Genomic DNA, 23,579 nt, shown 5'->3' on the forward strand with positions numbered 1-23,579 from the left:
GACCGCGACGGGGTTGATCGTCTCGGCGGGTTGCGGGTGCTTCGCCGAGGAATCGGTCAGCCGGCCCGGTAGATCGCCGCGCCGCTCGTCCGCGCAGGCCGCGTGGCCAAGGGGCGCAGGACCGGGTGAGGATTTGCACGCTTATTCGAGATGCCGGGACTACTCGCAGCACGTACCGTTGACGTCGGTGTGCCGGGAAGTCTGGTCGGCAATGTCTTTGCCGACCCCTTTTCGGAGGTTCCATGTCCGCGTCACCAAAGTCCTCGTTCCGCCTGCTCAGCCGAGGAAGCTGGCCAGAGGCCCGCCGGGTCGGTGATGTGCTGCGCACCGAGACGGTCGGCGGTGTGCTGCTGCTGGTGGCGGCGGTGCTGGCGATCGTCTGGGCGAACTCGCCTTGGGGTGAGGCGTACCGGTCGCTGGGTGCGGTGCGGGTGGGCCCGTCGGCGTGGCATCTGGACCTGAGCCTGGCGACGTGGGCGGCCGACGGGCTGCTGGCGATCTTCTTCTTCGTGGCCGGCCTGGAGCTCAAGCGGGAGTTCGTCGCCGGGGACCTTCGTGACGTGCGTCGGGCGGCGCCCGGTGAGCCGGGTGTGCCGGCTGTGCTGGGCTTGCCGATCCCGATGTACGTCCCGACCCGGGCCTTCCCGTGGCCGGGGCAGCAATTCGCCCCGTCGCTGCCGCGATTGTTCAACCGTGCCACGTTCGCGGGGATGAAGGCTCCGGCGGTCATGTTCGGCCGCACCGTCGACCGCTGGCGCGCGGGGCTGGGCCTGCCGCGACGCCGGGGCCGGCATGATCCTCTCCGGAGCCCGGACGGCGGGCGGGCGACGGTGCTGCACGGGATCAGCCCGTCGGTGCTGCCTCGGCCTGACGACTGGCCGGCCGCGGCGTGGATGACCGGGTACTGGTTCTTGGACTCGTCGGCCGGTGACTCGTCGCTCGCGCCTCAGGTCAGGGAGTTGCTCGTCGCGGATCCGGCGCCGGTGTACGTCGGATTCGGCAGCATGGCCGGTCCCGACCCGGCCGCCGCCACCGGTGTCGTGCTGGAGGCGCTGCGGCTGGCCGGGGTGCGGGCAGTCATCGGGACCGGCTGGGGCGGCTTGCCGGAGACCGCGGCGCAGGGCCATGTGTTCGCCTCGGAGTTGCCGCACGATGTGGTGTTCCCGCGTTGCTCGGTGATCGTGCATCACGGCGGCGCCGGGACGACCGCGGCGGCGGCGCGGGCCGGGCGGTCGCAGGTGATCTGCCCGTTTGTCGCCGATCAGCCGTTCTGGGGCCGACGTATGCAGCACCTCGGGGTAGCGCCGGCGCCGATCGATCAGCGGCGGCTCACTGCCGAGTCCTTGGCCGCGGCGATCCGGCGAGCCCTCACGCCGTCGATGGCCGGGACCGCGGGGCGGATCGGGGAGCGGATCCGGTCCGAGGACGGCATCACCACGGCGGCCACCGCACTGGAGGACATCGTCATCCGCTCCGGCCGCTGACGATGCCGCCGGGCGCGGCCACGGCCGAGGGACGACGCAGGAGCCAGACGGCGGTGACGGCCACCCAGCCGAAGCCGGCCAGCAGCGAGAGGTGCTCGAGCAGACCGGCCGGGGCGGGTTGCCACACGCCGAGGGTGTCGAGCCGGTAGGCGATGCCGGCGGCGAACGCGAACACGATGACCAGGATCCCGCCGGCCTTCAGCAGCCTCGCGTTGCGCCGGTTGGTCTCGGCGGCGCGCCGGGCCAGGATGAGTGCGGCTGCGCTGAGCCCGGCGAACAATGCCAGCCCGGCGACCTGGTGGACGCCTCCGGTGGCGGTGAGTCCTTCCGGCTCGCCGGGCGGATAACCGAGGGCGGGATCGGTGGGCACGAACCCGGCCACCAGCAGCCCTGCCGCCGCTGTGGCGGTCAGGATCGGTGCCCACCGGGCCGCGAGTCCTGGATGCAGCACCCGGCGAAGCCCGGCGGCGAACAAGGCCAGCAGGGTCCCGCCGAGGGCGAAGTTGATCGTCTGCAGCCAGCCACGGTCACCGGTGCCGAGCTGGCTGGCGCCGTGATGCCACAGGCTGTACCCGGCCCGGGTGGCCCCGTCGATCCACAACACCACCGGAACGAGGACACCGGCGGCGACCCCGGCGCGCAGCTGCCACGTAAAGGACATGGGAAGCCTCCGCTCTCCGCAGCGTCCGCCGCGGGCCGACCAGACTTCCCGGCTCACCCCTGATAGATACAGTGACTTTAGTACGACCTGAAATCTATGAAAAGAGGGGACCGTCGTGGGCCATGCCGAGGATGAAGGGCGGCTGGCGTGGGCCGAGCAGGTGGCCATGTACCTGGCCCGCGACGGCGTCCCACCGATCGCCGGACGCATCCTCGGCTGGCTGATGATCTGCGAGCCGGCCGAGCAGACCGCCGCGCAGATCAGCTCCGCCATCAAGGCCAGCCGGGCCTCGCTGACGATGAACCTGCGCCTGCTCACCGGCATGGGGTTTCTGACCTGGCGCACCAAGCCGGGTGAGCGCACCATGTACTACCGCATGGCTGACGACGCGTGGCAGGCCGTGGTCCGCAAGCAGATCGACGGCATCGCCGCGTTCCTCGAGATCACCGACCGCGGTGTTGCTCTGCTCGACGGCGACGCGGAGCGTGCCGGGCGCATCCGTCAGGCCCAGGCTGTCTTCACCTGGATGGCGACGGTGTTCCGCGACGCTCCACCGATCACGGAACAGCCCCTGCGGTCGTAGGGGCGTTCGGCGCGGTCCGGTGTGACGCGTTGAGAAATGGCCTTCCCTGCGGATGTCCGCGGGAGTACGGTGACGCCAGGTGTGCCGGGAAGTCTGGTCGGCGGTCATGTCCGCTTGCGACCAGAGAGGCATCCGCCATGGGCGACGTCGTGCTGCGCACCACTGGGCTCACCAAACGATTCCGGCGGCTGACCGCCGTCGATGACTTGACGCTCGAGGTCACGGCCGGTGAGGTGTTCGGGTTCCTCGGCCCGAACGGCGCCGGCAAGTCCACCACCATCCGCATGCTGCTGGGCCTGGCCAAACCCAGCGCCGGGCATGCCACCATCGCCGGCGTCGACGCCGCCGATGTGCGTCGCGCGCATCGATCGCTGGCCTATGTGCCCGCCGACGTCGCGTTGTGGCCCCAGCTGACCGGCGCCGAGATCCTGCACCTGCTCGCCCGCACCGGGTCCGGTGTGGACCTGGACTACCGCGAAGAGCTGGTCGATCGGTTCGCGCTCGACCTCTCGAAACCGGCTCGTACCTACTCGACCGGAAACCGGCAGAAAGTCGCTCTGGTCGCGGCGTTCGCCACCCGCGCCCCGGCACTGGTCCTGGACGAACCGACCAGCGGCCTGGACCCGCTGATGGAACGCGAGTTCCGCACTGCGGTGGCCGCCGCCCGCGAGCGAGGCCAGAGCGTCTTCCTCAGTTCCCATCAGCTCGCCGAGGTGGAGGCGATCTGCGACCGTGTGGGCATTCTGCGCGCCGGGCGGCTGGTCGATCTGGCCTCCATCGCGAAGCTGCGTACCCTGCACCGCACCGAGGTGACCGTCACCTGCACCGGCGCCCCACCCACCCTGGCCGATGTTCCCGGTGTGGACGCGGTGGAGATCCTTCCCGGCGACAGCGCGGGTGCGATGCGGATGAGGTTCGCGCTCAGCGGTCCGCCCGCCCCTGCGCTCAAAGCGCTCGCCGATGCTGATGTCGCTGCTCTGGTCGTGCGGGAGCCGAGCCTGGAGGAGATCTTCCTCGACTACTACGGCGCTGAGGCCGGCCGATGACCGCGACGCCGATCGCCGCTGACGCCGGGGCGCGGCGGGCCACGACCGGTCTGGCGGTGCGGCAGATCCGTCTCGGCGCGCTGCTGCTGCTGGCTGTCGCAGCGGGCGCGCCGGCGATGGTGGCCGGAACCTACGAGCGGGTGACCAGTGACCCGGCCGCGCTGGCCGGGCTCGGTGCGCTGGCCGGTAACGCCGCGATCCGTACGATCTTCGGCGAGCCGATTGCCCTCGACGAGGCCGGTGGGTTCACCGTGTGGCGTCTGGGCACCGTGCTCGGCGCGATCCTCGCCGTGTGGGCCGTGGTGGCCACCACCCGGGTCACTCGCGGCGAGGAGGACCACGGCCGCTGGGATGTTCTGCTGGCCGGCCGGCTGCCGTTGCGTCAGGTGCTGTTCCGCCATCTGATGGTGATCGCGTCCGTCCCGGTCGTGGCCGGCGCCGCGATCATGGTGGTGCTGCTGGTGTTCGGCGGATCGGATTCCGCCGGTGCGGTGGTGCACGGTGCCGGTATGGCTCTGCTCGGGCTGTTCGCCGCCGCCCTTGCCGCACTCACCGCCCAGATCTTCTCGGCCCGGACGGCCGCGACCGGTACGGCGATAGCCATTCTGGGTGCCGGGCTGCTCGCCCGGATGGCCGCTGACGGGGTTCCCGCGCTGGGCAGGCTGCGGTGGCTGTCGCCGTTCGGTCTGCTGGAGATCAGTTCCGCGTACGACCGTAACCGGGTTTCGCCGTTGCTGGTGCTGGCGGCCGCGACTGCCCTGCTCTATGTCGCGGTGGCCGTGGTGTGTGGCCGCCGCGATGTCGGTGGTGGCCTGCTGCCGGCTGCGGCCGGGCGCCGCCCCCGCCTCGGGCTGCTCGACACGGTGGAGGCTTTCGCGGTCCGCCGGCTGCTCGGGCCGCTGGCCGCCTGGTCCGCCGGGATCGGTGCCTACTTCCTGGTCATCGGGTTGACTTCGATGTCGCTGACCGGGTTCCTCTCCGACAACCGGGTGTTCGCCGACCGCGCTGCCCAAGCCGGGTTCGTCGGGCTGGCCACGGTGCAGGGGTTCGTCGCCGCCCTGTTCGCGCTGCTGGCGATGCCGGTGGGGGCGTTCACCGCGGTCCGGCTCGGCGCGTTCATGGCGGCCGAGTCCGACCGGCGGCTCACCCTTGTGGCCGCGCAGCCGCTGAGCCGGCTGCGGCTGCTCGGGGCCGAGACCGCGGCCACGCTCGCCGGTGCGATGCTGCTGCTGGCCGTCGCTGCGGTCGGCGCTTGGGCGGGCGTCAGCATCGTGGGCGGTGATCTCACCCTGACCGCGGCGCTGGCCGGAACCTTCAACGCGCTGCCGATCGTGCTGCTGTGCCTGGGTGCGGCACTGCTGGCCGCTGGCCTCAGACCTTCTGCGGTCATCCACATCGGCCCTGTCCCGGCGACCGGCGGGTTCCTGCTCAAGGTCATCGCCGACAGCAGTGGCGCACCGGCCTGGGTCAGTGATCTGTCCCCGTACCGGCACACGGCTGCGGTACCGCTGGTCGGTGCCGACTGGCCCGGCGTGCTGGTCATGGGCGCCGTGGCCGTGGTGTTGGCCACGGCCGGAACGTCCGCCTACCTGCGCCGGGACCTGACCGGCTGACAGCCGATCCGCCCGGTTCGGCATCACAAACCTTCCCCTTCCCGAGGACCATCGTCTTCAAGGAGTCCACATGGGCGCATCCCATCCGGCGGCGATCGAGGTCTCCGCCCTGACCAAGCACTTCGGCCGGGCCACGGCACTGGACGGTCTCGACCTCGAGGTGGCAGCCGGCGAGGTGCACGGCTTCCTCGGCCCTAACGGCAGTGGCAAGACCACCACCATCCGGGTGTTGCTGGGTCTGCTGCGGGCCGACTCCGGTACGGTCCGGCTGCTCGGCGGCGACCCGTGGAAGGACGCGGTCGCGCTGCACGCCCGGCTGGCGTACGTGCCGGGTGACGTCACCCTCTGGCCGGGCGTCACCGGGGGAGAGGTCATCGACCTGCTCAGCCGCATGCGCGGCAAACTCGACCGGCGCCGCCGCGACGACCTGCTCGAACGCTTCAACCTGGATCCCAGCAAGAAGGCCCGCACCTACTCCAAGGGCAACCGGCAGAAGGTCGCGTTGATCGCCGCGCTCGCCTCCGACGCCGAACTGCTGCTGCTCGACGAACCGACCTCGGGACTCGACCCGCTGATGGAATCGGTGTTCCAGCAGTGCATCACCGAGGTTCGCGGGCAGGGCCGCACCGTACTGCTGTCGAGCCACATCCTGGCCGAGGTCGAGGCTCTGTGCGACCGGGTCAGCATCATCCGTCAGGGCCGCACCGTAGAGTCGGGCACCCTGGCCGAGCTGCGTCACCTGACCCGCACCTCGATCACCGTCGAGACGGCCGCGCCGCTCAACGGCCTCGGCGCCCTGCCCGGAGTGCACGACCTGGTGGCCGGCGACCATCACGCCCGCTTCGACGTCGACGCCGCGCGGCTGGACGATGTGATCCGCTGGCTCGCCCCGCTCGGGGTGCGCAGCCTCACCAGCACCCCGCCGACGTTGGAGGACATGTTCCTGCGCCACTACGGCGACGACACCCCGGCCGGGAGCGTGGCGTCATGACCGGGACCGGGACCCTGCTGCGGTTCATGCTGCGCCGGGAACGCCGCGCCCTGCCCTGGTGGCTGCTCGGCACGGCGTTGCTGCTGCTCGTGCAGTCGGCCCAGAGCCAGAACCTGTACGACACTCCGCAGGACCTCGCCAACCTGCGGCAGACCATCGGCGGCAACACCGCGGTCATCGCCATGAGCGGGCCCACCGCGCTGCTGGAGAGCATCGGCGGGGAGGTCGTCTTCGAGATCCTCGGCTTTCTGGCGATCATTGTCGCGCTGATGAACATGTTCCTGGTCGGCCGGCAGACCCGCGCCGACGAGGAGACCGGACGCGCCGAGCTGATCCGGTCCGCCCGGGTCGGCCGCCGCGCCCCGCTGATCGCCGCGCTCGCACTGGCCGGGCTGGCCGACCTGACCGCCGGCGCGCTGGTGTTCGCCGTGGCCGCGGGGACCGGTCTGCCGATCGGTGGCTCGGCGCTGCTGGGCGCCGCGGTGACCGCGGTGGGTGTCACGTTCGCCGCGCTGACCGCGGTGGCGGCCCAGCTGTTCGAGAACGCCCGAGCCGTGTACGGCAGTGTTGGAACGGTCCTCGGGGCCGCCTACCTGCTGCGCGCCGCCGGAGACGCCGGCGACAACGGGTTGTCCTGGCTGTCACCGATCGGCTGGGCGCAGCAGACCCTGCCCTACGTCGCGAACCGGTGGTGGCCGCTGCTGGTGCCGCTGTGCCTGACCGTGGTGCTGCTGGCCGCCGCGACCGTGCTGCTGGACCGGCGGGACCTCGGCGCCGGACTGGTCCCGGCCCGGCCCGGCCGGCCCACCGCCTCCCGGGCGCTACGCGGCCCGTTCGGCCTGGCCTGGCGGCTGCAGCGCACCGCCCTGATCAGCTGGGTGGCCGGGCTCGCGCTGCTCGGCGCGGCCTACGGATCCCTGGGCAACAGCATCGAACAGTACGTGCGCGACAACCCAGAGATCGCCGACTTCCTGCCCGGCGGCGCGGCCGGCATCGCCGACGCGTACCTCGCCCTGACCGTCACGATGGCGGCGCTGCTCGCCGCCGCGTACGGCGTCACCAGCGTTCTGCGGGTGCGGGCCGAGGAGACCTCCGGCCACGCGGAACCGGTGCTGGCCACCGCGACCAGCCGGCTGACCTGGCTGGCCGGGCAGCTGAGCGTCACGCTGGCCGGGACGGCGATGGCCCTGCTGGCAATCGGACTCGGCGAAGGAGCGGCGTACGCGCTCACGGTCTCCGACCCCGGCCAGATCCCCCGGCTGACCGGCACCGCCCTCGCCTACCTTCCCGCAGTATGGGTGGTCGCCGCGGGCGCCGTGCTGGCCGTCGGCTGGCTACCGCGAACGGCGGCCGCGCTGGCCTGGACGCTGATGGGCTACTGCGCGGTCGTCGCGTTGTTCGCCGACTCCTTCGACCTGCCCGGCTGGGCCCAGCGAGCCTCGCCGCTGGCCCACACCCCACGGGTGCCGGCCGAGCAGCTCACCCTGACCCCTCTGATCACACTGGGCGCGATCGCCGCGACGCTGCTGGCACTGGGTTACACCGGACTGCGCCGCCGGGACATCAGCACCTGACGCGACAGCCGGAACTCGATCGAAAACGGCAAAGGACTCTCCCGTGATTCGACCGTAACGTCCCGTCGCCGAGTCGCTCGACGCCCGCAACGCGGCGCCCGGCGAATCAGATGCACTCTTGGGGTGAAGGTCGTGGTCTGGTGGCCTGGTGCTCCGATGGTGATCGGACGTCGGAGCACGGTGCAGCATCGTGCGACATCAACCGGCACGCAGGCCCCACTCGGTGGCATGCTAGAGTCGTTTCTCGCGGGTCCGGGAGTAACGAAACCCCTGGACCAGCGGATACGCAACCGCGACCCCGTGGACACATCAGCACGCGCGGTTACGGAGAGTGGTTGCGCAAGCGCCCGTAGCTCAATGGATAGAGCATCTGACTACGGATCAGAAGGTTAGGGGTTCGAGTCCCTTCGGGCGCGCCACCGAGCAGGGAATATAGCCAATTGGCTATATCCCCTTTTTGATGTGGGGTTACTGTGGGTCACGGCTGCGCCTCACGTTCGGGCCGTGTTTATGCAGCTCAGGCACCGTATTGCCAGTTGCTCCCCGCTCCGGACGATTGCGGAACGTAGGATCACCATCGGAGCACCACGATCCCGAGAAGTGGGATGCCTTCGCTCGAGGATGAGACGAGGACTGCAGCGCGACGGGCGTTTCCACAGTTCGGAGCTTTGACTGCTCCGGGCGGCGGAACGGATTCGAGCGCCCCGCCATCTGATTCGCATCAGATGCCCGGGTCCACATAAGACGTCGGTACCGCCGGGCATCCGGGCCTGAAGTTCGATCCCCTTCCGGGCGTGCGCGTTAAGCAGGGATATAGCCGAAGGGCTATATCAGGTGCTTTCGCGTGGGTCGTGTTCGCACAGCTCAACGGCCATGAGGTCAGCGATTCCCCGTTCCGGACGGTTACCGAACGGCGTATCACCATCGGAGCACCATGGTCCTGAAAGATGGGACACCTTCGTTCGAAGATGAGACGCAACAAGGGCGCGGTGGGAGCACGCCATCGCGAAAGCTCGCCGTCTCGCCGTCGAGGAGCACCGCAAGGCGACATTCGCCACCGCGTTGCAACAGTGGCGGAACGCCGCGGACATGCGGGCGTTCCGCGACGCCCTCGAACACGCCTCCGCCGCCGGTGAGACGGCCGGCACCGGCGAGTTCGCCGCCTGGTTGACCTGGGCACGCGCTCGCGCCGACAAGATCGATCCAACGGTCGGTACGCCTACGCTCACAAGTATCGACTTCACCATCGAGCCGAGCCCGGACGATCTACGCCCACACTTGAACGGATGGAGCCCGCACCGCCCTGCGAAGGAATAGCGTACGGCGTGCTGCGGTCGGCCGACACGGGACGGATGGCGTGGCCACCAGAGGACGGCGGACAGTTGGCGCATCTCGTGTGCAACAGATTGCATACGAGATGCAACGGAGGTACTGTTGGCGCGGAGGTGGTGACCATGGCGTCGCAGACTGTTGGCTTTGCGGTCGCGGATGAGGACCGTGAACGCCTGGATCGGCTCGTGGAGCACTTCGGCGGCGGAAACCGGTCGGCCTATCTGCGAGCAACATTGAAGGTCATGGAGTCGTTGCGCCGAGCTGGGCGTCTCCGGGAGCTCCAGGCAAGCAACCATCGTCGGCTTGCGGAGCAGGGGACTGCGGCCGAAGAGTTGCCTGAGCTCATCCGCCAGGCGTACAAGGAGTCGCAGGAGTGACCCTTCCGGGCCCTGTGGCCACTCCAGTCGTCTTCGACGTCAACGTGCTTGTGCAGGCGATCGCGACGGGAAATAGTCCGTACATTTCGTGGCCCTCGCCTCCACCGACGTCGGGCAACCCGTTCGCTGATTGTCTGGGGATCATCAACGATGCGGCAGAATTCGCGCTTTGGCTCTCGCCGCACATCCTCGACAACACGGTCCGCGTCCTTGGTGCCGTCGTCGGCACGCCCAAGGACGAGTCAGAGGACTACCGAGACATCCTGGTCGAGATGGCGGATGCCTCCGGGGGCGGGGTTCTGAGTCCGCCCCGCACCGTCCACGACTGCCGCGACCATGAGGACAATCTCGTCCTGGATCTGGCCTCGGAGGTCGGTGCCCTCCTGATCGTTTCGGAGGATGTCGATTTAACGGCGATGTCCCCGTGGCGCGGGGTACCGGTCCTGCGCGCCCGTGAGTTCACCGCTCGGGTAGACGGTATGCGCAGGCACAGCCGGCGGCGCTGAGGCGCCACGGCCAGATGTCAGGTATTGAGATCCGCTGGTTCCAGGCGTTTCAGCAGACTGGGCGCGCGGGCATGCGTAGCTCGGCCAGCTGTTGCCCGTACCCCTTCGGGTGAGACGGCCTTGCGGTTGATCACCCGGTCGCGGCGTGACGATGCGTCCGAGCGTACGGACGGTGCGGCGGAACTCCTACTCATGTTCGAGGGGTACGGCGAGGTAGTGGTCGCCGACGAGGCTCCAAAGGCGGCGGAGTTTCGGGTCGCGGGCGATGAGGGTTGCGAGTGGTGCGTCGGCGCATTCGATGAGCCGTACGGGGCCGTGATCGCGGATCTTGGTGGCTCGGGCGGTCACGTCGTCGACGAGAACGGTCAACGTCGCGGGGAGGTCGTGGGTTGCCCGGTCGGTGAGGAAGGTGACGAACTGGTTGAGTTGTCGCCCGGAGTCGACCGCGGCGAGCAATGTGTCGGCGCGTACGGTCCAGACCCGGTTGCTGGTGTTGGGCGTGGGCCTCAAGGACGAGCCGGTGAACTCGTAGTACTGGTATTCACCCGTCGTGGTCTACCGTCCTGCCCAGTGCCGGTAGGCGTCGATCCAGACCGCGCCGTCTGGTGGTGGGGTGGGTAGCGGTAGGTCGAGCAGGTCGATCCGCTGCCGGTCGCGGCCTCGGGCGCAGATCGCGACGATGCTGTCGCCGGTCAGGTCGACCTTCTTCACGGTGACTTCCCCGCCGAGCACGGTGGTGGTGAACGGCACGACAAGGTGCTCTTCGATCGTGGTGAACAGGCTGGTGAGCTGTTCGTCGTCGTTGTACGCGTCGACCGTGGCCTCTTCGATCATCGCCTCGAGCGCCGCATTCCGCTTCGCTGCCATCGACGGAGGATAGCGGACCCGTCCCGGCAGGTCCGAAGCCCGATACGCGAGGATGATCCGGTGGATGCGACGGCAGACTTCGCCGACCTGCGCCGCGAGGTACAGCGGCTGCAGGCCGAGAACGCCAGGCTGTCGCGGCTGCTGGAACTGCGTGGTCAGGACACTGCTGCGTCCCCGGAGCAACTGTCCGCCCCGGTTGCCGCGCCGGGCATGGTCACAATGGCTTCGCCGGTGGCCGACAAGCTGGCCTTGTTCACCGACCGGTTCCGGGCCCGCACCGACGTGTACGCCGTCCGCTGGGAAACACCCGTGCGGGAACATCCGGGTGGTCACCAGCCGTCGCCGGCGGCTGGCGCAAGGGCATGGATCGGCGCAGCGCCGTCCACCTTCCCCGCACACCGCAAGTCGTCGCCGCTCATCTGGTCGGCGATCTGTTCATGGGTCTCTACCCGCTGCTACCCAAGAACACGTGCCAGTTCGTCGTCGCCGACTTCGACGGTGCGACGGCGATGCTTGACGCGCTCGCCTACGTCAAGGCGGCGAGGGCCGCTGCTGTGCCGGCCGCGCTGGAGATTTCCCAGTCGGGCCGTGGGGCCCATGTATGGATCTTCTTCACTGACACGCTGCCTGCGGCGACGGCACGAGCGGTCGGTACTGCGCTGTTGCACGAGGCGATAGTGCTGCGCGGGTCGATGGACCTACGGTCGTATGACCGGCTGTTTCCCAATCAGGACGTCTTGCCCGACGGCGGGTTCGGCAACCTCATCGCCGCGCCGCTGTACGGCCGCCGCCGTAAAGAAGGCCTTACCACGTTCCTCGATCTCGGCACGTTGGAGCCGCACGAGGACCAGTGGGCGTTCCTCTCCACGCTGGACCGGCTCAGCCCCGGCGATGCGGAACGCCTCGCCCGCAACGCGAAACGCTCCACCACCGGAACCGACGTCGCTACGATCAGCCGGTCCGCCGCAACCCGGGTCCATCCCGCACTGCCACCGGTGGTCCACGCGGAACTCGGTGCCGGGCTCAGCATCGAGACCGCTCAACTCACGCCGGCCGCCCTGGCGACGTTCAAACACACTGCGGCGATGGCCAACCCGAAGTTCTACGAACTGCAACGCCTGCGGAAGTCGACCTGGGATACCCCGCGGTTCATCCGTGGCTACGACCTCACCCTCGACGACCGCCTGATCCTGCCGCGAGGGCTGCGCCACACTGTCGCCTCCATCGTCGACCGGGCCGGATCGCGGCTGGTCGTCGCCGATATGCGGAACTCTGGCCAGGAGATCGACGTCGCGTTCGCAGCCGAACTCACCACGAAACAGAGCGCCGCTGTCGGTGCTCTCCTCGCCCACGACGACGGGTTGCTCGTCGCCCCACCAGGCTCCGGCAAGACCGTCATGGGCTGCGCCGTGATCGCCGAGCGCGGCACCTCAACCCTGATCCTCGTCGACCGCAAAGCCCTCGCCGACCAGTGGCGCATGCGTGTCGAACAGTTCCTCGGCATCAAGCCCGGCCAACTCGGCGGCGGCCGGCGCAAGCTCACCGGCACCGTGGACATCGCACTACTGCCGTCGCTGGCCAGACGCGACGACATCGCCACCCTCACCCGCGAGTACGGGCACGTCCTCGTCGACGAGTGCCACCACCTCGGCGCCGCCGCGTACGAGCACTCTGTCAAAGCGATCGCCGCGCAGTTCTGGCTAGGCCCGACCGCCACACCCACTCGGCGTGACGGCCTCGGTCAACTCGTCACCTGGCAACTCGGCCCCGTGCGACACACGATGACCGACGAGGAACAGGGCACTCTCGCCGCCGCCATCCACGGCGAAGCCGGACCGCGACGCCTGCTGTTCCTGCACGACACCGAGTTCAAGGCCGGCGACGTCGACCTGGACGCGCCAGGAGCGCTGGCCGAGGTGCATCGGAGATTGGCCCTCGACGAGGCACGCAACACTCTGATTGCCAACGATGTCGCCGCGGCCCTGACGCGCGGTCGCAACTGTCTGGTCCTCACCCGACGGGTCGCCCACGTCGAGGCCCTCACCGCCATGCTCACCGTGCGAGGACACCAGCCGCTCGTGCTCCAAGGAGCGATGAGCACCACCAACCGCCGAGCCGTTGTCGAGCGACTCGACAACGCCAAGTCTGGCGACGGCCTGCTGGTCATCGGCACCACACCGTTCATCGGCGAAGGTTTCGACGCCCCGGCCCTCGACACCCTCTTTCTCGCCGGCCCGATCTCCTACGACGGCCTACTCATCCAGTGCGCTGGCCGCGTGATCCGATCCGCCCCCGGCAAGGATCTCGCCGAGGTCCACGACTACCACGACCACGCCACCCCCATCCTCGCCGCCTCGCTGCAGCGCCGCATGCCCGGATACCGGACACTCGGCTTCACTCCGGCATGAAGATGACCAAACTTCACGAGCTATGCCTCCGGTGAGCAGATGGCAGTGTCGTTGAGCCCGGCTTCGGTCCAGACGGCGGCATGGGTTACGGACTCATCGCTGTGGTACTCCGATGGCGTCGCTCTGGCCGATGTGGCACTCGGCCGGTGGGCCGGAGGCCACACGCGGGGCCTGTATGGCTTGCGTGCGTCGCCTTGATCGTCGCTATGAGTGGCGGGTTTACGTAGCGTGATGGTGCTCCGATGGTGATCGGACGTCGGAGCACGGTGCAGCACTACCGGACTTCAATTAGCACGGCCGACTGGAAGCCGCTGTTCCTCACGCTGCCTGGATCATGCACTCGGCCGTGACCAGCCGAAACACAAACCGTCCCTGACCTGGCAGAACGCCTTCGGAGCGAGGGAAGTAACAGAGTGTACCCGTGACCACTAGTCGTCTGACTGCGGATCAGAAGGTTAGGGGTTCGAGTCCCTTCGGGCGCGCCAAAGCATGCAGGGCCGTAAGCCGCGGAAACACGGTTGGCGGCCTCTTTTGTGGCCCGCATTTCAGCGCGATCATCCCGTCATGTGGCGCGCGGTGCTCCGCTGTCAAGAGCGGCCGCAGAGCACTTGACCCTGCCGCAGAGTGGAGCGACTGTTCGTGTACCCGGGCCACGGTCCGTCGACCGCGGCTCGGCACCATGGCGGCGCGAACCTCGCCGCCGCGGCAGCACGCTGGAGGCTAACCGCCGCCACGCTGGGAACCGCGGGGCCGCTGATGACCCCGCCAGAAAACAGCCCGGACCTGCAACTCGCAGGTCCGGGCCATTTCGATGTGAGGGCTAGTTCTTCCGCCGACTCAGAATGCGTGGCACAGCCCACCACACCAGAGCTCCGCCGATCGCCGCGAACGCGATGATAACGATGAGCGTATTTGTCCCGGTGAGGCTGAAGTAGAACCCCAGGAGGAACAGGAGGATCGTTACACCGGCGATCACTGTCAAGAGCTTTACTCCTGACGTGTGTTCTTCTCTACGCATGTAGGCCATCCCTTCGCCTGTCAATCCTCATCAGGCCACCAGTTGTTCTCCTCGAACACTCTTCCGGTGGCCCAGCCTGCCCCCGCGGCGGCACCGGCGACTCCGCCGATGACACCACCGACGAGTGCACCCGTACAACCCGCCGGGATGGTCACCGCGCAACCGATGGCGCCCCCTGCGATGGCGCCTACCCCACCAGCGTTCGCCGCGATGGAAAGGATGTACTCGCCGTCGCTTTCCTCGGGTGCCATACCGGTGGGGTCGGTGTAGTTGGTGGGGTTGTCTCCGGCATACGCATAACGGTTGCCGTGCTTCGGGTCGCCGATGAAGCTGAGGTTGTCCTGCTGGGTGAAGCGGCCCTGAACCGGGTTGTACCAGCGCTGGCCGTACTTGGTCAGCCCTGTGGCGGCGTCGTGGGTGCCGCTGGCGTAGCGGATGATGTTGGGCTGGCCGAGGCCGGTCTCCTGGCTGTCGGTCTGCGCCACGCCCCACGGGTCGTACTTGTACGAAGCGGCCACGGTGTTGTCACTACCCACTACGGCTACCACGGAACCGAGGCCGTCGAGCACGTAAGCGTAGTCCTTGGTGCCGATGCGCAGGCCCAGCGGCGTACCGATTCCGTCACGTTCGATATAGACGGTCGGGTTGACGCTGTTGGTCCAGGACTGCACCCACGGCATGCCGTGCTGGTCCTCATACCCGTAGTTGATGGCGATCGCGCCGGCCGTGGCCAGCTCCACCTGGTCGCCGCCGGCGTAGGTATAGCTCGTGGAACCGCCAAGGCCGCTGGACGTGGTCATCTGGTTGGCGGTGTTGTAGCCGAGCGCGCCGATCACCGGAGCGGTGACTTTGGTCTGGTTACCGCGGTTGTCGTACGTGTTGTCGGCCGTGGTGACCTGGTTCGCCGAGTTGAACGCCAGCGTCTGCGTGGTGGCCGAGTCGACCTTGACGGTCTTGCGGTTGCCGCGCGCGTCGTACTCGTACTCGTAGGTCTTGCCGTTGAAGTTGGTGGCCTTGGTCAGGCGGTCGCCCTTGTCGAAGGTGTATTGGCTGACCCCGCCGCTGATTTCGTCCTTCTGCCACTGCCGGATGCCGGTGTCATCGCCCGACGCGGTGGAGCAGCCCTCGCCGGAAACGTACTTGGCGTAGCAGTAGCTCACGTCGAAGACCTTGACCGGGGACGCCGAGTTTCGGGTCGAGGTAATCCGCTTGGGGCGATCCGACTTGTCGTACGAGGTCGCGGTGTGCAGCGCCCATGTGCTGTTGGTCTCGTTGGCGGCGAAGTACTCGTGGGTGCGGTTGCCGTCCTTGTCGTACGTGAAGTTGTAACGAGTGCCGCCTGCGGTGTCCAGTCGGACCAGCCAGTTGCGGGTGTTGTAGTAATACCGCGTGGTGCCGCGGCCGTCGGTGAGCCGCTCGAGGTTGCCGGCCGGGTCCGGCACGTAGGTCTGCGGCAGGGCGCCCGGCGCGGTGCGGGTACGCAGCCGGTTGAGCTGGTCGTAGACGTAGGTCGTCTTGCCGGTGGCGTCGTTGCGCTCGATCAGGTTGCCGGTCAGGCCGTAGTCGTAGTCCACCGTGGTGGTGCTCGGGCAGCCGCTCCCCGAGTAGGCGGTGCTCATCAGCCGGTCCTCGGCGCTGTACTCGTACGTGGTGACGCACGCGCCGTGGGTGGAGGTCTTGAGCCGGCCGAACGAGTCGTAGGTGAAGTTCTTCGTGGTCAGGCCGTTGCCGGTCGGCGGTGTCATCTTGGTCAGCTGCTTGTTGCTGTCGTAGGTGTAGGTGGTGCCGTTGGTGTCATTGCCCGGATCGGTGGACTTCTTCACCGTGCCGTCGTCGTTGTAGTCCACCGACGCCTCGGCGGCCAGCGCGTCCTTCGTGGACGTCTTGTTGCCGGCGCCGTTGTAGGCGTACGTGGAGCTGTTGCCCTGGGTGTCGATCGACGACGACGGCTGGAAATTGGCCGTCGGGTTCGTCTCGGTCGCGGCGTTCGCGTACGCCGCCGACGCGCTCGCCCCGGTGGGAGACGCGGACTTGGTCAGTGACTCGCCGGCGTTGGCGCCGAAGGTGTTGGTGACCGACCCGCCCTCCGGCGACACCGAGCTCGCGACGTCGCTGAACGGTGTGTAGGTCTTGCTGCGCTCATTGCCCGCCGGGTCCGTGGTTTTGGTGACCCGCTCGTTGTCGTTGAGCTCGTACGTGGTGTGCGGCACCGAAGCCACCGGCAGCGACAGGTCCTGCCGGGGATCCGCGACCTCGGTCTTCGACGAGGTCGGATAGGCGAACCGGGTAACCGATCCCTGCCCGGATGTGTTGTCCGTGACCTGGTTGACCGACGTGACCCGGTGCTGCCCGTCGTAGGTGATCAGCACGTAGGTGTCAGGCTTGGTGGTGATCTTGGTGAGGTCGCCGGCGCTGTTGTACTCAAACGACACGTTTCGCGGGGTCGCGCTCTGGATGCTCTGTAGCCGGCCGCTGCTGTTGTAGGCGTAGGTCGCCTGCCGCGCCGAGCCGTCGGCACCGACCTGCCGGTACTTGCTGATCTTGTTGTCGGTGTACGAGACCGCGACGGTCTTGCCCGAGCCGACGCCCTTGTCCGAGGTGACGCTGGTCCACTGCGCGCCGCTGTAGGCGTAGTCGGTGACGTTGCCGTTGCGGTCCTCGGTCTTGTCCAGCACCCCGCCCGAGGTGAAGAACAGCTCCTTGCCGGAGCCGTGCTCGGTCAGCTTCCAGCCTGACCCGTCACGCTCCAGCTTCGCCTTGAACTCGCCCGGCGTCCGATAACCGGAACCGGAGACGGTGAACTTGCCGATCACGCCGTCCGCCGCGACGTAGGTCACCGAGTCGTCGTCCGCCTCGTGCAGCCGCACGTCGGCGCCGCTGCGGCTGCGCCACCCCGGCCCGAGCGACCCGACCGGCAGATCTGTGCCCAGCGTCAGGCTGTTGAAGACCGCGCCCAGCGTCACGTTGCCAGCGATGCCCGGCAGCGTCATCTCGGTGCTGGTCAGCAGCAGGTTCCCCGATCCGACGTTGACCCTCATCGCCAGGCGGTCGGTAAGCGAGAAGCTGAGTTGTGTCGCGTTGCGCACCGGGCCGGTGCCGTTCGGCACCGACGGCGGATCCGCGGCAGCGGCCCTGACCGGCGACCGGTAAAGCCACACTCGATCAGTCGATTGCGGTGAGAACACCGGCTCGACCGACGGCTCGATCGCTCCCGCCATGGCAGGCGTGCCTGATGTCGCTACCAGCGAAGAGGTCGCCAGCAGCGCCGTCATCGCCATTGTTACGACGCGTTTCCGTGTCATCCAAACTCCTTTTCCGCGTACATAGGCAGCCGGAAACCGCGTCCCTTCTGAGGACGCGTTTTTCCACACGGAGATGGAGGGGTGGAAACGATCAACGACCTGCTGCGCGCTTAAGATCAGCCCCCGCGTGAACGCTGCGCATATCGATGGGAAGCAATCTATGTTTGTCCACATGCAACAGTCAAGGTTGGTTACAACCTGCTAGAACGATAGCCTCAGGGCCGACCATAACGACCGTCTGGTGACTGTCCGTCAAGACGAACGTGACAACCGGTAGAAGGGTCAGGTCGGACTGGCCTTTCAACGGATGTCGCCTGAGAGCGAGATGAGGTGACTTCCGGTGGCTGGGTCGACGCGGCACCGAAGAGCCGGGCAAGTGTCCCGCGACCTACGTCAGATGATCTACACATCGCCACCGCAGAACCGTGGGGCCGCCGCGCTGTGACGCATTCCTTGTCGCATCCGGGAGCCTCTCAACCGCTCCGACTCAGCGAAATAGATGCTCTGGGTCTCCGCCCGTCAAGACGGACAAGACCGGCGCAAATAAAGACCGCCTGGGTAGCGGCGCCGAACGGCTCTCCCAGCCCAGCACCGAGGTTGCGGCGTTGAACGCCGTCACCATGGCAGCGCCGCCGCGGTTCCAAGCGGATCGCGGCGCGTGGCTCTTCGATCGGTTCTGGTGCGGCTCGACTCCCCTCGACCAGCTGCTTACCACTGTTCCCAACATCGGGATAAGGCGGTGGGTCTCGAGATGGGTATCCTCGGCGCCGGCGAGGTGGACATCACGGGCAGGGCTCCGGCAAAGTCGGGCCGCTAAACTCCGCGCATGCTGCACTGTCCACATTCCTCCACAAGACGCACCGCTATCGGGGCGCTACTGCTGGTCTTGGCCATGGCCGGCTGCGGCTCCAAGGCGGAATCGTCCTCCGGTGCCACGTGGTCTAGCCCTGACACCGCCCCCACCGCGACCGTCTCCCGCGCTTCTTCCGCCCCAAGTTCCCGTGCGGCCGAACCTTCCGCATCTTCTTCCTCCCCCATCGTGGACAAGTCGCGGGAGGTGAAGACGGCACCAAAGCCCAAGGCGCCGAAGAAGACGGAGGCGCCGAGCGGGGGCGGCACCAAATACACGGAGTGTGCCGACGGCGACTGCAAAGTGTCCTTCTCCGGTTCGGTCACATTCCCCCTCCGCAAGTGGACGGTGTCGGCTTCCGTGGAGGATGGCGGTGTCAGGGTGCGACTGACCAAACCCAATGGTCTGGGCGGCGGTGGCGCCCACTTGGCAGGACCCGGATGCGCTGTGGAGCTACACGCCGACGGCGGCGGGCGAGTCGGATGCGACAAGCCTCAAGCCAAGGCTGAACCGGGAGGGTACGTCGTGCACCTGCTGAAGCTGGACGGGGACACCGCGGTCATCCGAGCGATCGTGGGCTGACTGTGAGCACATGCCGGTCCGCGGTCGCTGACCACCACCAGCCCGGGAAGTGTTCGAGTCCCATTGGGCGCGCCAATCATGTAGGCGGTGAGCTGCGGAAACGCAGAGCGCGACCTTCTTTGTATCCCGTATTCGGCTCAACGGTCCCATCTGGTCGGTGGTGCTCTGATGGTGTTCGGTCGTTCGGACCAGGGCAAGCGCAAGCTACTCGTCACGTTGGATGATTCGGCCTGAGATGGCGGCGGACGACGAGAAACATCGTTACGAGACCAGCCCGGGCCATCGTGCTGTTGGTCGCGGCCGCTGGTCAGTCCCGACCATGCCCCACGCTTGGCGCGGTCGAGGTGGCCGGGAAGGTCGAACTCGTACATGCCGTCGAAGCCGCAGCCGGTGATCCCCGCGCGGTTGTCGACTGGTCATCAAACGGCGAAGTACGCCAAGCAGGGATACGTGCTACTGGCTCCACGGAGCTCGATCGCGGCACGAGGCTGCACCGGCGCGCTCGACGCCGCCGACGGGCGCGAGCCGAAAGCGGACGGCTCAAGGCCTCTCACCTGGCGTCTTGTCGCAATCCCCAGCGCTCCTTAATCCGGGTCGCCCGTGAAAGCACGCCGCTGGGTTTGCGGGGTTTTGTCAATAGCGGTACGTCGTTGGCGCAAGCTTGCTGATCTGCGCGGTACCCATCGGCGGTTGGAAGAAAAACAGTGACGGATGCATGATCACGCCGGCTGCTCCTCTAGGCCGTGATGAATGAACTCGAGGCTCTCTAGTGCCAGCTCTTCTTCCACGTCGCCGAACCACTTACGGCGGAACGCGGAATCTTCGGCCATAAGGATCTCCAACGCCGCACGCGCCAGCTTGATCAGCTGCGGCGTCGGTTCGATGCCGTCATTGACAGCGAGGACCACTGCGGCGTAGGGCGTCGTCGAAGCGGGCTTTCCGGTCGCCGTTTGGTAGACGATCGCCGCCGCGGCGAACACCTCCGAGGCGGTAGCTGCGGTGACCTCGACTGAGCGGGAGACGGCACCGGACAGCGCCGCCTCGACGAAGGTCGCGCGCAGCGCTGGATCCGTGGAACGAAGCCGGTCGCACCACTCAGCAGCGTCGTCGTTGTCAAACGGACCAACGTTCCAGGTGGCCATCTCACTCCTTGTTAGCGGTGACGCGAACCGGTCAACGCCTGTCGTGGGAGCCAAGCCGATCGATCGTCAATGTAGCGGTGAGCCGCGTCGGCTCACCGAGTCTCCTCGACTTCGTCACACGAAGACAAGCTCGAAGCGATTCGGAGTGTCAGTGTTCAAGATCGACAACTCCGCGGTATGCTTTTGCGATGCTTGAGCCGCAGGTAGAAGAAGGTAGGGATAGAACCTCGGTTGAGCTGTTCGCCGGTGGCGGCGGCTTGGCTATGGGGGTTCATCAAGCAGGCTTCCGACCTTTGCTGGTCAACGAGATCGTCAAGTGGGCTTGCCAGACCTTGATGGACAATGAGGCCGAGCTTCGCGGTGACGAGGAGTGGGTACCCCGACCCGGCGAGAAGTGGCCATTGGTTCCGGGCGACGTTGTCGAGGTGAAGTTCCGTTACCTTTGGGACAAAGTGGACCTACTTGCGGGAGGGCCACCATGTCAGCCATTCAGCCTCGGTGGCGTCGCCAAGGGGGACGAGGACAAGCGCAACATGTTCCCCCAGATGTTTCGCGCTATTCGAGAAATTCAACCAAGAGCGGTAATTTGTGAAAATGTTCAAGGATTGCTGCGTCCCTCGTTCCGGCCTTACTTCGAGTATATCGAACGAGAACTAAGCCTTCCGTTCGAGGAGCGCGAAGAGGGGACGGATTGGCGCGAACACGACAAGATTCTTCAGGAGCGCCTATCTAGAGATCCGGCCGACCCTAAGAAGAGGTATCAGGTCGTAACGTCCAAGGTTAACGCCGCCGACTACGGCGTTCCTCAGATCCGTAACCGGATAATCATCGTGGCCTTTCGCAGCGATTTGGGCGTCAACATCGAGCAGTTCAAAAAGTCGATCGCTGCAACGCACTCTGAGGCCGCCTTGACTCGGTCGATCAGGAACGGTTCCTATTGGAAGCGCCACAAGGTTGATGCCCGAGTCAGGGCACACGTTGAGGCTCGTCTGCCGAGGGAAGACGTTTTTGACGACGGAAAGCAGCCGTGGCGGACATTACGTGACGCGTTGATGTACGACCTGGCCGCGCACGGTGACGAGAGTAAGCGTCCGTTGCCAGATGTGTCATGGGAGCAGCTCGATCGGATCAGTGCCGCTGGCGGGGTTCCCTATCACATTGGCTGGCCGGACGCGCGCATTTATCCGGGGCACACACCGAACGTGCTGGACAGACCCGCAAAAACCGTGAAGGCTGGGGTTCACGGTGTGCCCGGAGGAGAGTCTGTACTGCTCACCGATGACGTTCTCATCGATGAGGTCGGCGGAGGGCTGCCGACCTTCCGGCATCGGTACATGACGGTTCGTGAGACGGCACGCGTCATGACGTTCCCCGATACATGGAAGTTGGCCGGGCCTCGCGGCGAGCAGATGCGCCAGTTAGGAAATGCGGTGCCTGTATTGCTGGCCCGATTCTTCGCCAACGCCGTCGCGGAGGCGCTGAACGAGGCTGACAAGCGGCGATGACTAAATTCGGGACTGCGGGTGAGCGTGCATGGGCTTCCACTTGCCCTACGGATACCGCTTGGCGCGGCCGCCAGGGACGCAGCCGGCGAGCTCTCGCGGCCGAGCAGGATCGCGCCGCAGGCGGCGCCGACCGCCGCTGGGTCAACCTCGACGACGGCCGCCAAGCCCGCGCTTCTGTGGCACTCAAGCTACTACCGCGAACGCGACGGATACGAGCGTATCTCCGTTGGTCCGATCGCGGCCGGTCCCCGACGCGGTACCTCGGTGAAGTCGGGTTCCCCACTCGCGCCAAGAATTTGGAGGAAGGCTGGCGCCTAGCCCATGAGAAGGGACTCATCGCGCCGCCCGCCCTGGGAGCAGGGTCATGGGCACAGAGCCGGGCGGTTCAATCTTCGATGCGTGGTAACAGGAGCCGGGACACGGGCCCTGAGCGTCAGCTCCGCGCCGTGCTCCACGAACGCGGGCTTCGCTATCGAATCAATGCGCGGCCTCTGACGGGCGTGCGACGTACAGCTGACGTGGTCTTTCCTCGCCTACAGATCGCAGTTTTTGTCGACGGCTGTTACTGGCATGGCTGCCCAGATCACTATCGTCCATCCCGAGCCAATCAACAGTTCTGGCAAACGAAGATCGAGGGCAACAAAGCGCGTGACGCGGAGACCGACCGGCTACTGGCGGATGCCGGCTGGGCGTCGATCCGAGTTTGGGAGCACGAGGTGCCGCAGCCGGCGGCGGACCGCGTCGAAACGGCAGTCAGGGGCACTCCTGAGGTAGAAACCTCAGCTGAATAGATCAGCCGGCTCGCCAGGATCGACGTCTCCGGCGTCGAAGCGTTGCGGACCCTGCGTCTCGCGAATCGTTCCATCGACTTCGCGATGCCACCTCAACAGAGCGCTGTCATACGAGGTGTCTTCCTTGTACAGGATCACATAGCCGGGAAGCGCGGTGGCCTGCCATCCTGAGGGAAGAGCCGCGATGATTGAAGCGAGCGCCTCTCGCGCCGTAACTTTGCCGTCCGGCAACTCAACGCGCGCGCGTTTGAGTAACGCGCGGTTCGCCGTAGTCGTATCGTATCGCAGGAGGTAGGGAAGGTCTCGTTTGAGCCTCTCCAACAGGTCTGCCGCGGACCAGCCGGTGACTCTTAGATTCAGGTGGTAACTCAAATCGATCGGGAAGAGGGCGTCGAAGTGCTTGGCCTTTACGAGGCTCTTGTCACGGTTTCGTCCGGGGTCCTTGTTGCCGAAGCCGTTTGTGTTCCATGGGATCGTGCCGCTCTCTCGGTACTTTTTAATCAGTAACTTTTCCGGCGCGGCGGCGTCCAAGTCTTCATCTACGTAGACGCAAGCGAATTGGACCCTCTTCAGGGCGATGCCGGAGCGACCGGAGAGTTTTCGGTGATGCTGGTCCAGGCGTGCGCGTAGGCTGGCCGCCGCCTTTCCCACGTACACACGCTCGCCATCGATGAATAGAACGTAGACACCTGGACGCGCCTCGACCATATTCAGAGTCGCCTGAGTTAATGTGACTGGTGTAAGCGGCTCGAGTGTGGTGGCTAATTGATCTGCCAGCGCCCGCGTGATGCTTAGACGGAACTCGGCGATCCATGTGACCATCCTGAAGACCTCCCTCGTAACGTTCCAACGTTGCCGACGATGCCGCAGGCTCGTCGAGACCATCGGAACCAAGGCGATCACCTTACACTTTGAAGCATCGATCCGACACGCGGTCGACGCTCGGT

18 protein-coding genes and 1 tRNA gene are annotated in these 23,579 nt (G+C 66.8%); 12 read left to right on the forward strand and 7 right to left on the reverse strand.

Features of this window, described 5'->3' with window-relative positions:
- Window positions 1-242 precede the first annotated feature (242 nt).
- Window positions 243-1,484, forward strand: coding sequence for a Na+/H+ antiporter NhaA (locus tag AB0O15_RS01700; RefSeq protein WP_364312625.1), 1,242 nt, complete (start codon window positions 243-245; stop codon window positions 1,482-1,484).
- Here AB0O15_RS01700 and AB0O15_RS01705 read toward each other — a convergent pair.
- On the reverse strand, window positions 1,465-2,145 hold the full coding sequence (locus AB0O15_RS01705) for a DUF998 domain-containing protein (RefSeq protein ID WP_364312627.1): 681 nt from the start codon (window positions 2,143-2,145) through the stop codon (window positions 1,465-1,467). The two genes, AB0O15_RS01700 and AB0O15_RS01705, sit on opposite strands and share 20 nt — an antisense overlap.
- A gap of 115 nt (window positions 2,146-2,260) precedes the next feature.
- Between AB0O15_RS01705 and AB0O15_RS01710 the strand changes: the two genes are divergently transcribed.
- From AB0O15_RS01710 to AB0O15_RS01745, 8 genes are all read left to right on the forward strand, one after another.
- A complete protein-coding gene (locus tag AB0O15_RS01710) occupies window positions 2,261-2,728 on the forward strand; it encodes a hypothetical protein (RefSeq protein ID WP_364312628.1) in 468 nt (155 codons plus the stop codon).
- A 137-nt stretch (window positions 2,729-2,865) separates the two neighbouring features.
- Entirely contained in the window at window positions 2,866-3,774 is a 909-nt protein-coding gene (locus AB0O15_RS01715; protein ID WP_364312631.1) for an ABC transporter ATP-binding protein, read from the forward strand.
- Window positions 3,771-5,387, forward strand: coding sequence for a hypothetical protein (locus AB0O15_RS01720; protein ID WP_364312633.1), 1,617 nt, complete (start codon window positions 3,771-3,773; stop codon window positions 5,385-5,387). The genes AB0O15_RS01715 and AB0O15_RS01720 overlap by 4 nt, the downstream gene beginning before the upstream one ends.
- 70 nt (window positions 5,388-5,457) lie before the next feature.
- Window positions 5,458-6,378: an ABC transporter ATP-binding protein gene (locus AB0O15_RS01725; RefSeq protein WP_364312635.1), complete on the forward strand. Its 921-nt coding sequence runs from the start codon at window positions 5,458-5,460 to the stop codon at window positions 6,376-6,378.
- On the forward strand, window positions 6,375-7,952 hold the full coding sequence (locus tag AB0O15_RS01730; protein WP_364312637.1) for an ABC transporter permease: 1,578 nt from the start codon (window positions 6,375-6,377) through the stop codon (window positions 7,950-7,952). Before AB0O15_RS01725 ends, AB0O15_RS01730 begins: the two co-directional genes overlap by 4 nt.
- 343 nt (window positions 7,953-8,295) lie before the next feature.
- A tRNA-Arg gene (locus tag AB0O15_RS01735) sits at window positions 8,296-8,371 on the forward strand.
- A 1,035-nt stretch (window positions 8,372-9,406) separates the two neighbouring features.
- Window positions 9,407-9,661 (forward strand): hypothetical protein, encoded by a 255-nt coding sequence (locus AB0O15_RS01740; protein ID WP_364312639.1) that lies wholly within the window; start codon window positions 9,407-9,409, stop codon window positions 9,659-9,661.
- On the forward strand, window positions 9,658-10,167 hold the full coding sequence (locus AB0O15_RS01745) for a PIN domain-containing protein (protein ID WP_364312641.1): 510 nt from the start codon (window positions 9,658-9,660) through the stop codon (window positions 10,165-10,167). Before AB0O15_RS01740 ends, AB0O15_RS01745 begins: the two co-directional genes overlap by 4 nt.
- Before the next feature lie 186 nt (window positions 10,168-10,353).
- Here the strand turns inward: AB0O15_RS01745 and AB0O15_RS01750 are convergent, their stop codons facing one another.
- On the reverse strand, window positions 10,354-10,677 hold the full coding sequence (locus AB0O15_RS01750) for a helicase-associated domain-containing protein (protein WP_364312643.1): 324 nt from the start codon (window positions 10,675-10,677) through the stop codon (window positions 10,354-10,356).
- Window positions 10,678-10,722: 45 nt separating this feature from the next.
- Window positions 10,723-11,034 (reverse strand): hypothetical protein, encoded by a 312-nt coding sequence (locus tag AB0O15_RS01755; RefSeq protein ID WP_364316951.1) that lies wholly within the window; start codon window positions 11,032-11,034, stop codon window positions 10,723-10,725.
- Window positions 11,035-11,396: 362 nt separating this feature from the next.
- Between AB0O15_RS01755 and AB0O15_RS01760 the strand changes: the two genes are divergently transcribed.
- On the forward strand, window positions 11,397-13,442 hold the full coding sequence (locus AB0O15_RS01760) for a DEAD/DEAH box helicase family protein (RefSeq protein ID WP_364312646.1): 2,046 nt from the start codon (window positions 11,397-11,399) through the stop codon (window positions 13,440-13,442).
- A 1,038-nt stretch (window positions 13,443-14,480) separates the two neighbouring features.
- Here AB0O15_RS01760 and AB0O15_RS01765 read toward each other — a convergent pair.
- From AB0O15_RS01765 to AB0O15_RS01775, 3 genes are all read right to left on the reverse strand, one after another.
- Window positions 14,481-17,567 (reverse strand): RHS repeat-associated core domain-containing protein, encoded by a 3,087-nt coding sequence (locus tag AB0O15_RS01765; protein WP_364312649.1) that lies wholly within the window; start codon window positions 17,565-17,567, stop codon window positions 14,481-14,483.
- Window positions 17,568-18,575: 1,008 nt separating this feature from the next.
- Window positions 18,576-18,938 carry a hypothetical protein gene (locus AB0O15_RS01770; protein ID WP_364312651.1) on the reverse strand — a complete coding sequence of 121 codons (363 nt, stop codon included), beginning with the start codon at window positions 18,936-18,938 and terminating at the stop codon, window positions 18,576-18,578.
- A 975-nt stretch (window positions 18,939-19,913) separates the two neighbouring features.
- A complete protein-coding gene (locus AB0O15_RS01775) occupies window positions 19,914-20,336 on the reverse strand; it encodes a DUF4259 domain-containing protein (RefSeq protein ID WP_364312653.1) in 423 nt (140 codons plus the stop codon).
- A gap of 188 nt (window positions 20,337-20,524) precedes the next feature.
- Between AB0O15_RS01775 and AB0O15_RS01780 the strand changes: the two genes are divergently transcribed.
- Window positions 20,525-21,841: a DNA cytosine methyltransferase gene (locus AB0O15_RS01780; RefSeq protein ID WP_364312656.1), complete on the forward strand. Its 1,317-nt coding sequence runs from the start codon at window positions 20,525-20,527 to the stop codon at window positions 21,839-21,841.
- 395 nt (window positions 21,842-22,236) lie between these two features.
- Entirely contained in the window at window positions 22,237-22,632 is a 396-nt protein-coding gene (locus AB0O15_RS01785; RefSeq protein ID WP_364312659.1) for a very short patch repair endonuclease, read from the forward strand.
- Here the strand turns inward: AB0O15_RS01785 and AB0O15_RS01790 are convergent.
- Window positions 22,621-23,454: a GIY-YIG nuclease family protein gene (locus AB0O15_RS01790; RefSeq protein WP_364312662.1), complete on the reverse strand. Its 834-nt coding sequence runs from the start codon at window positions 23,452-23,454 to the stop codon at window positions 22,621-22,623. The genes AB0O15_RS01785 and AB0O15_RS01790 overlap by 12 nt on opposite strands.
- Window positions 23,455-23,579 lie beyond the last annotated feature (125 nt).

This window comes from Actinoplanes sp. NPDC089786 (genome assembly GCF_040684855.1).
In the GTDB taxonomy this organism is placed as follows: Bacteria; Actinomycetota; Actinomycetes; order Mycobacteriales; family Micromonosporaceae; genus Actinoplanes.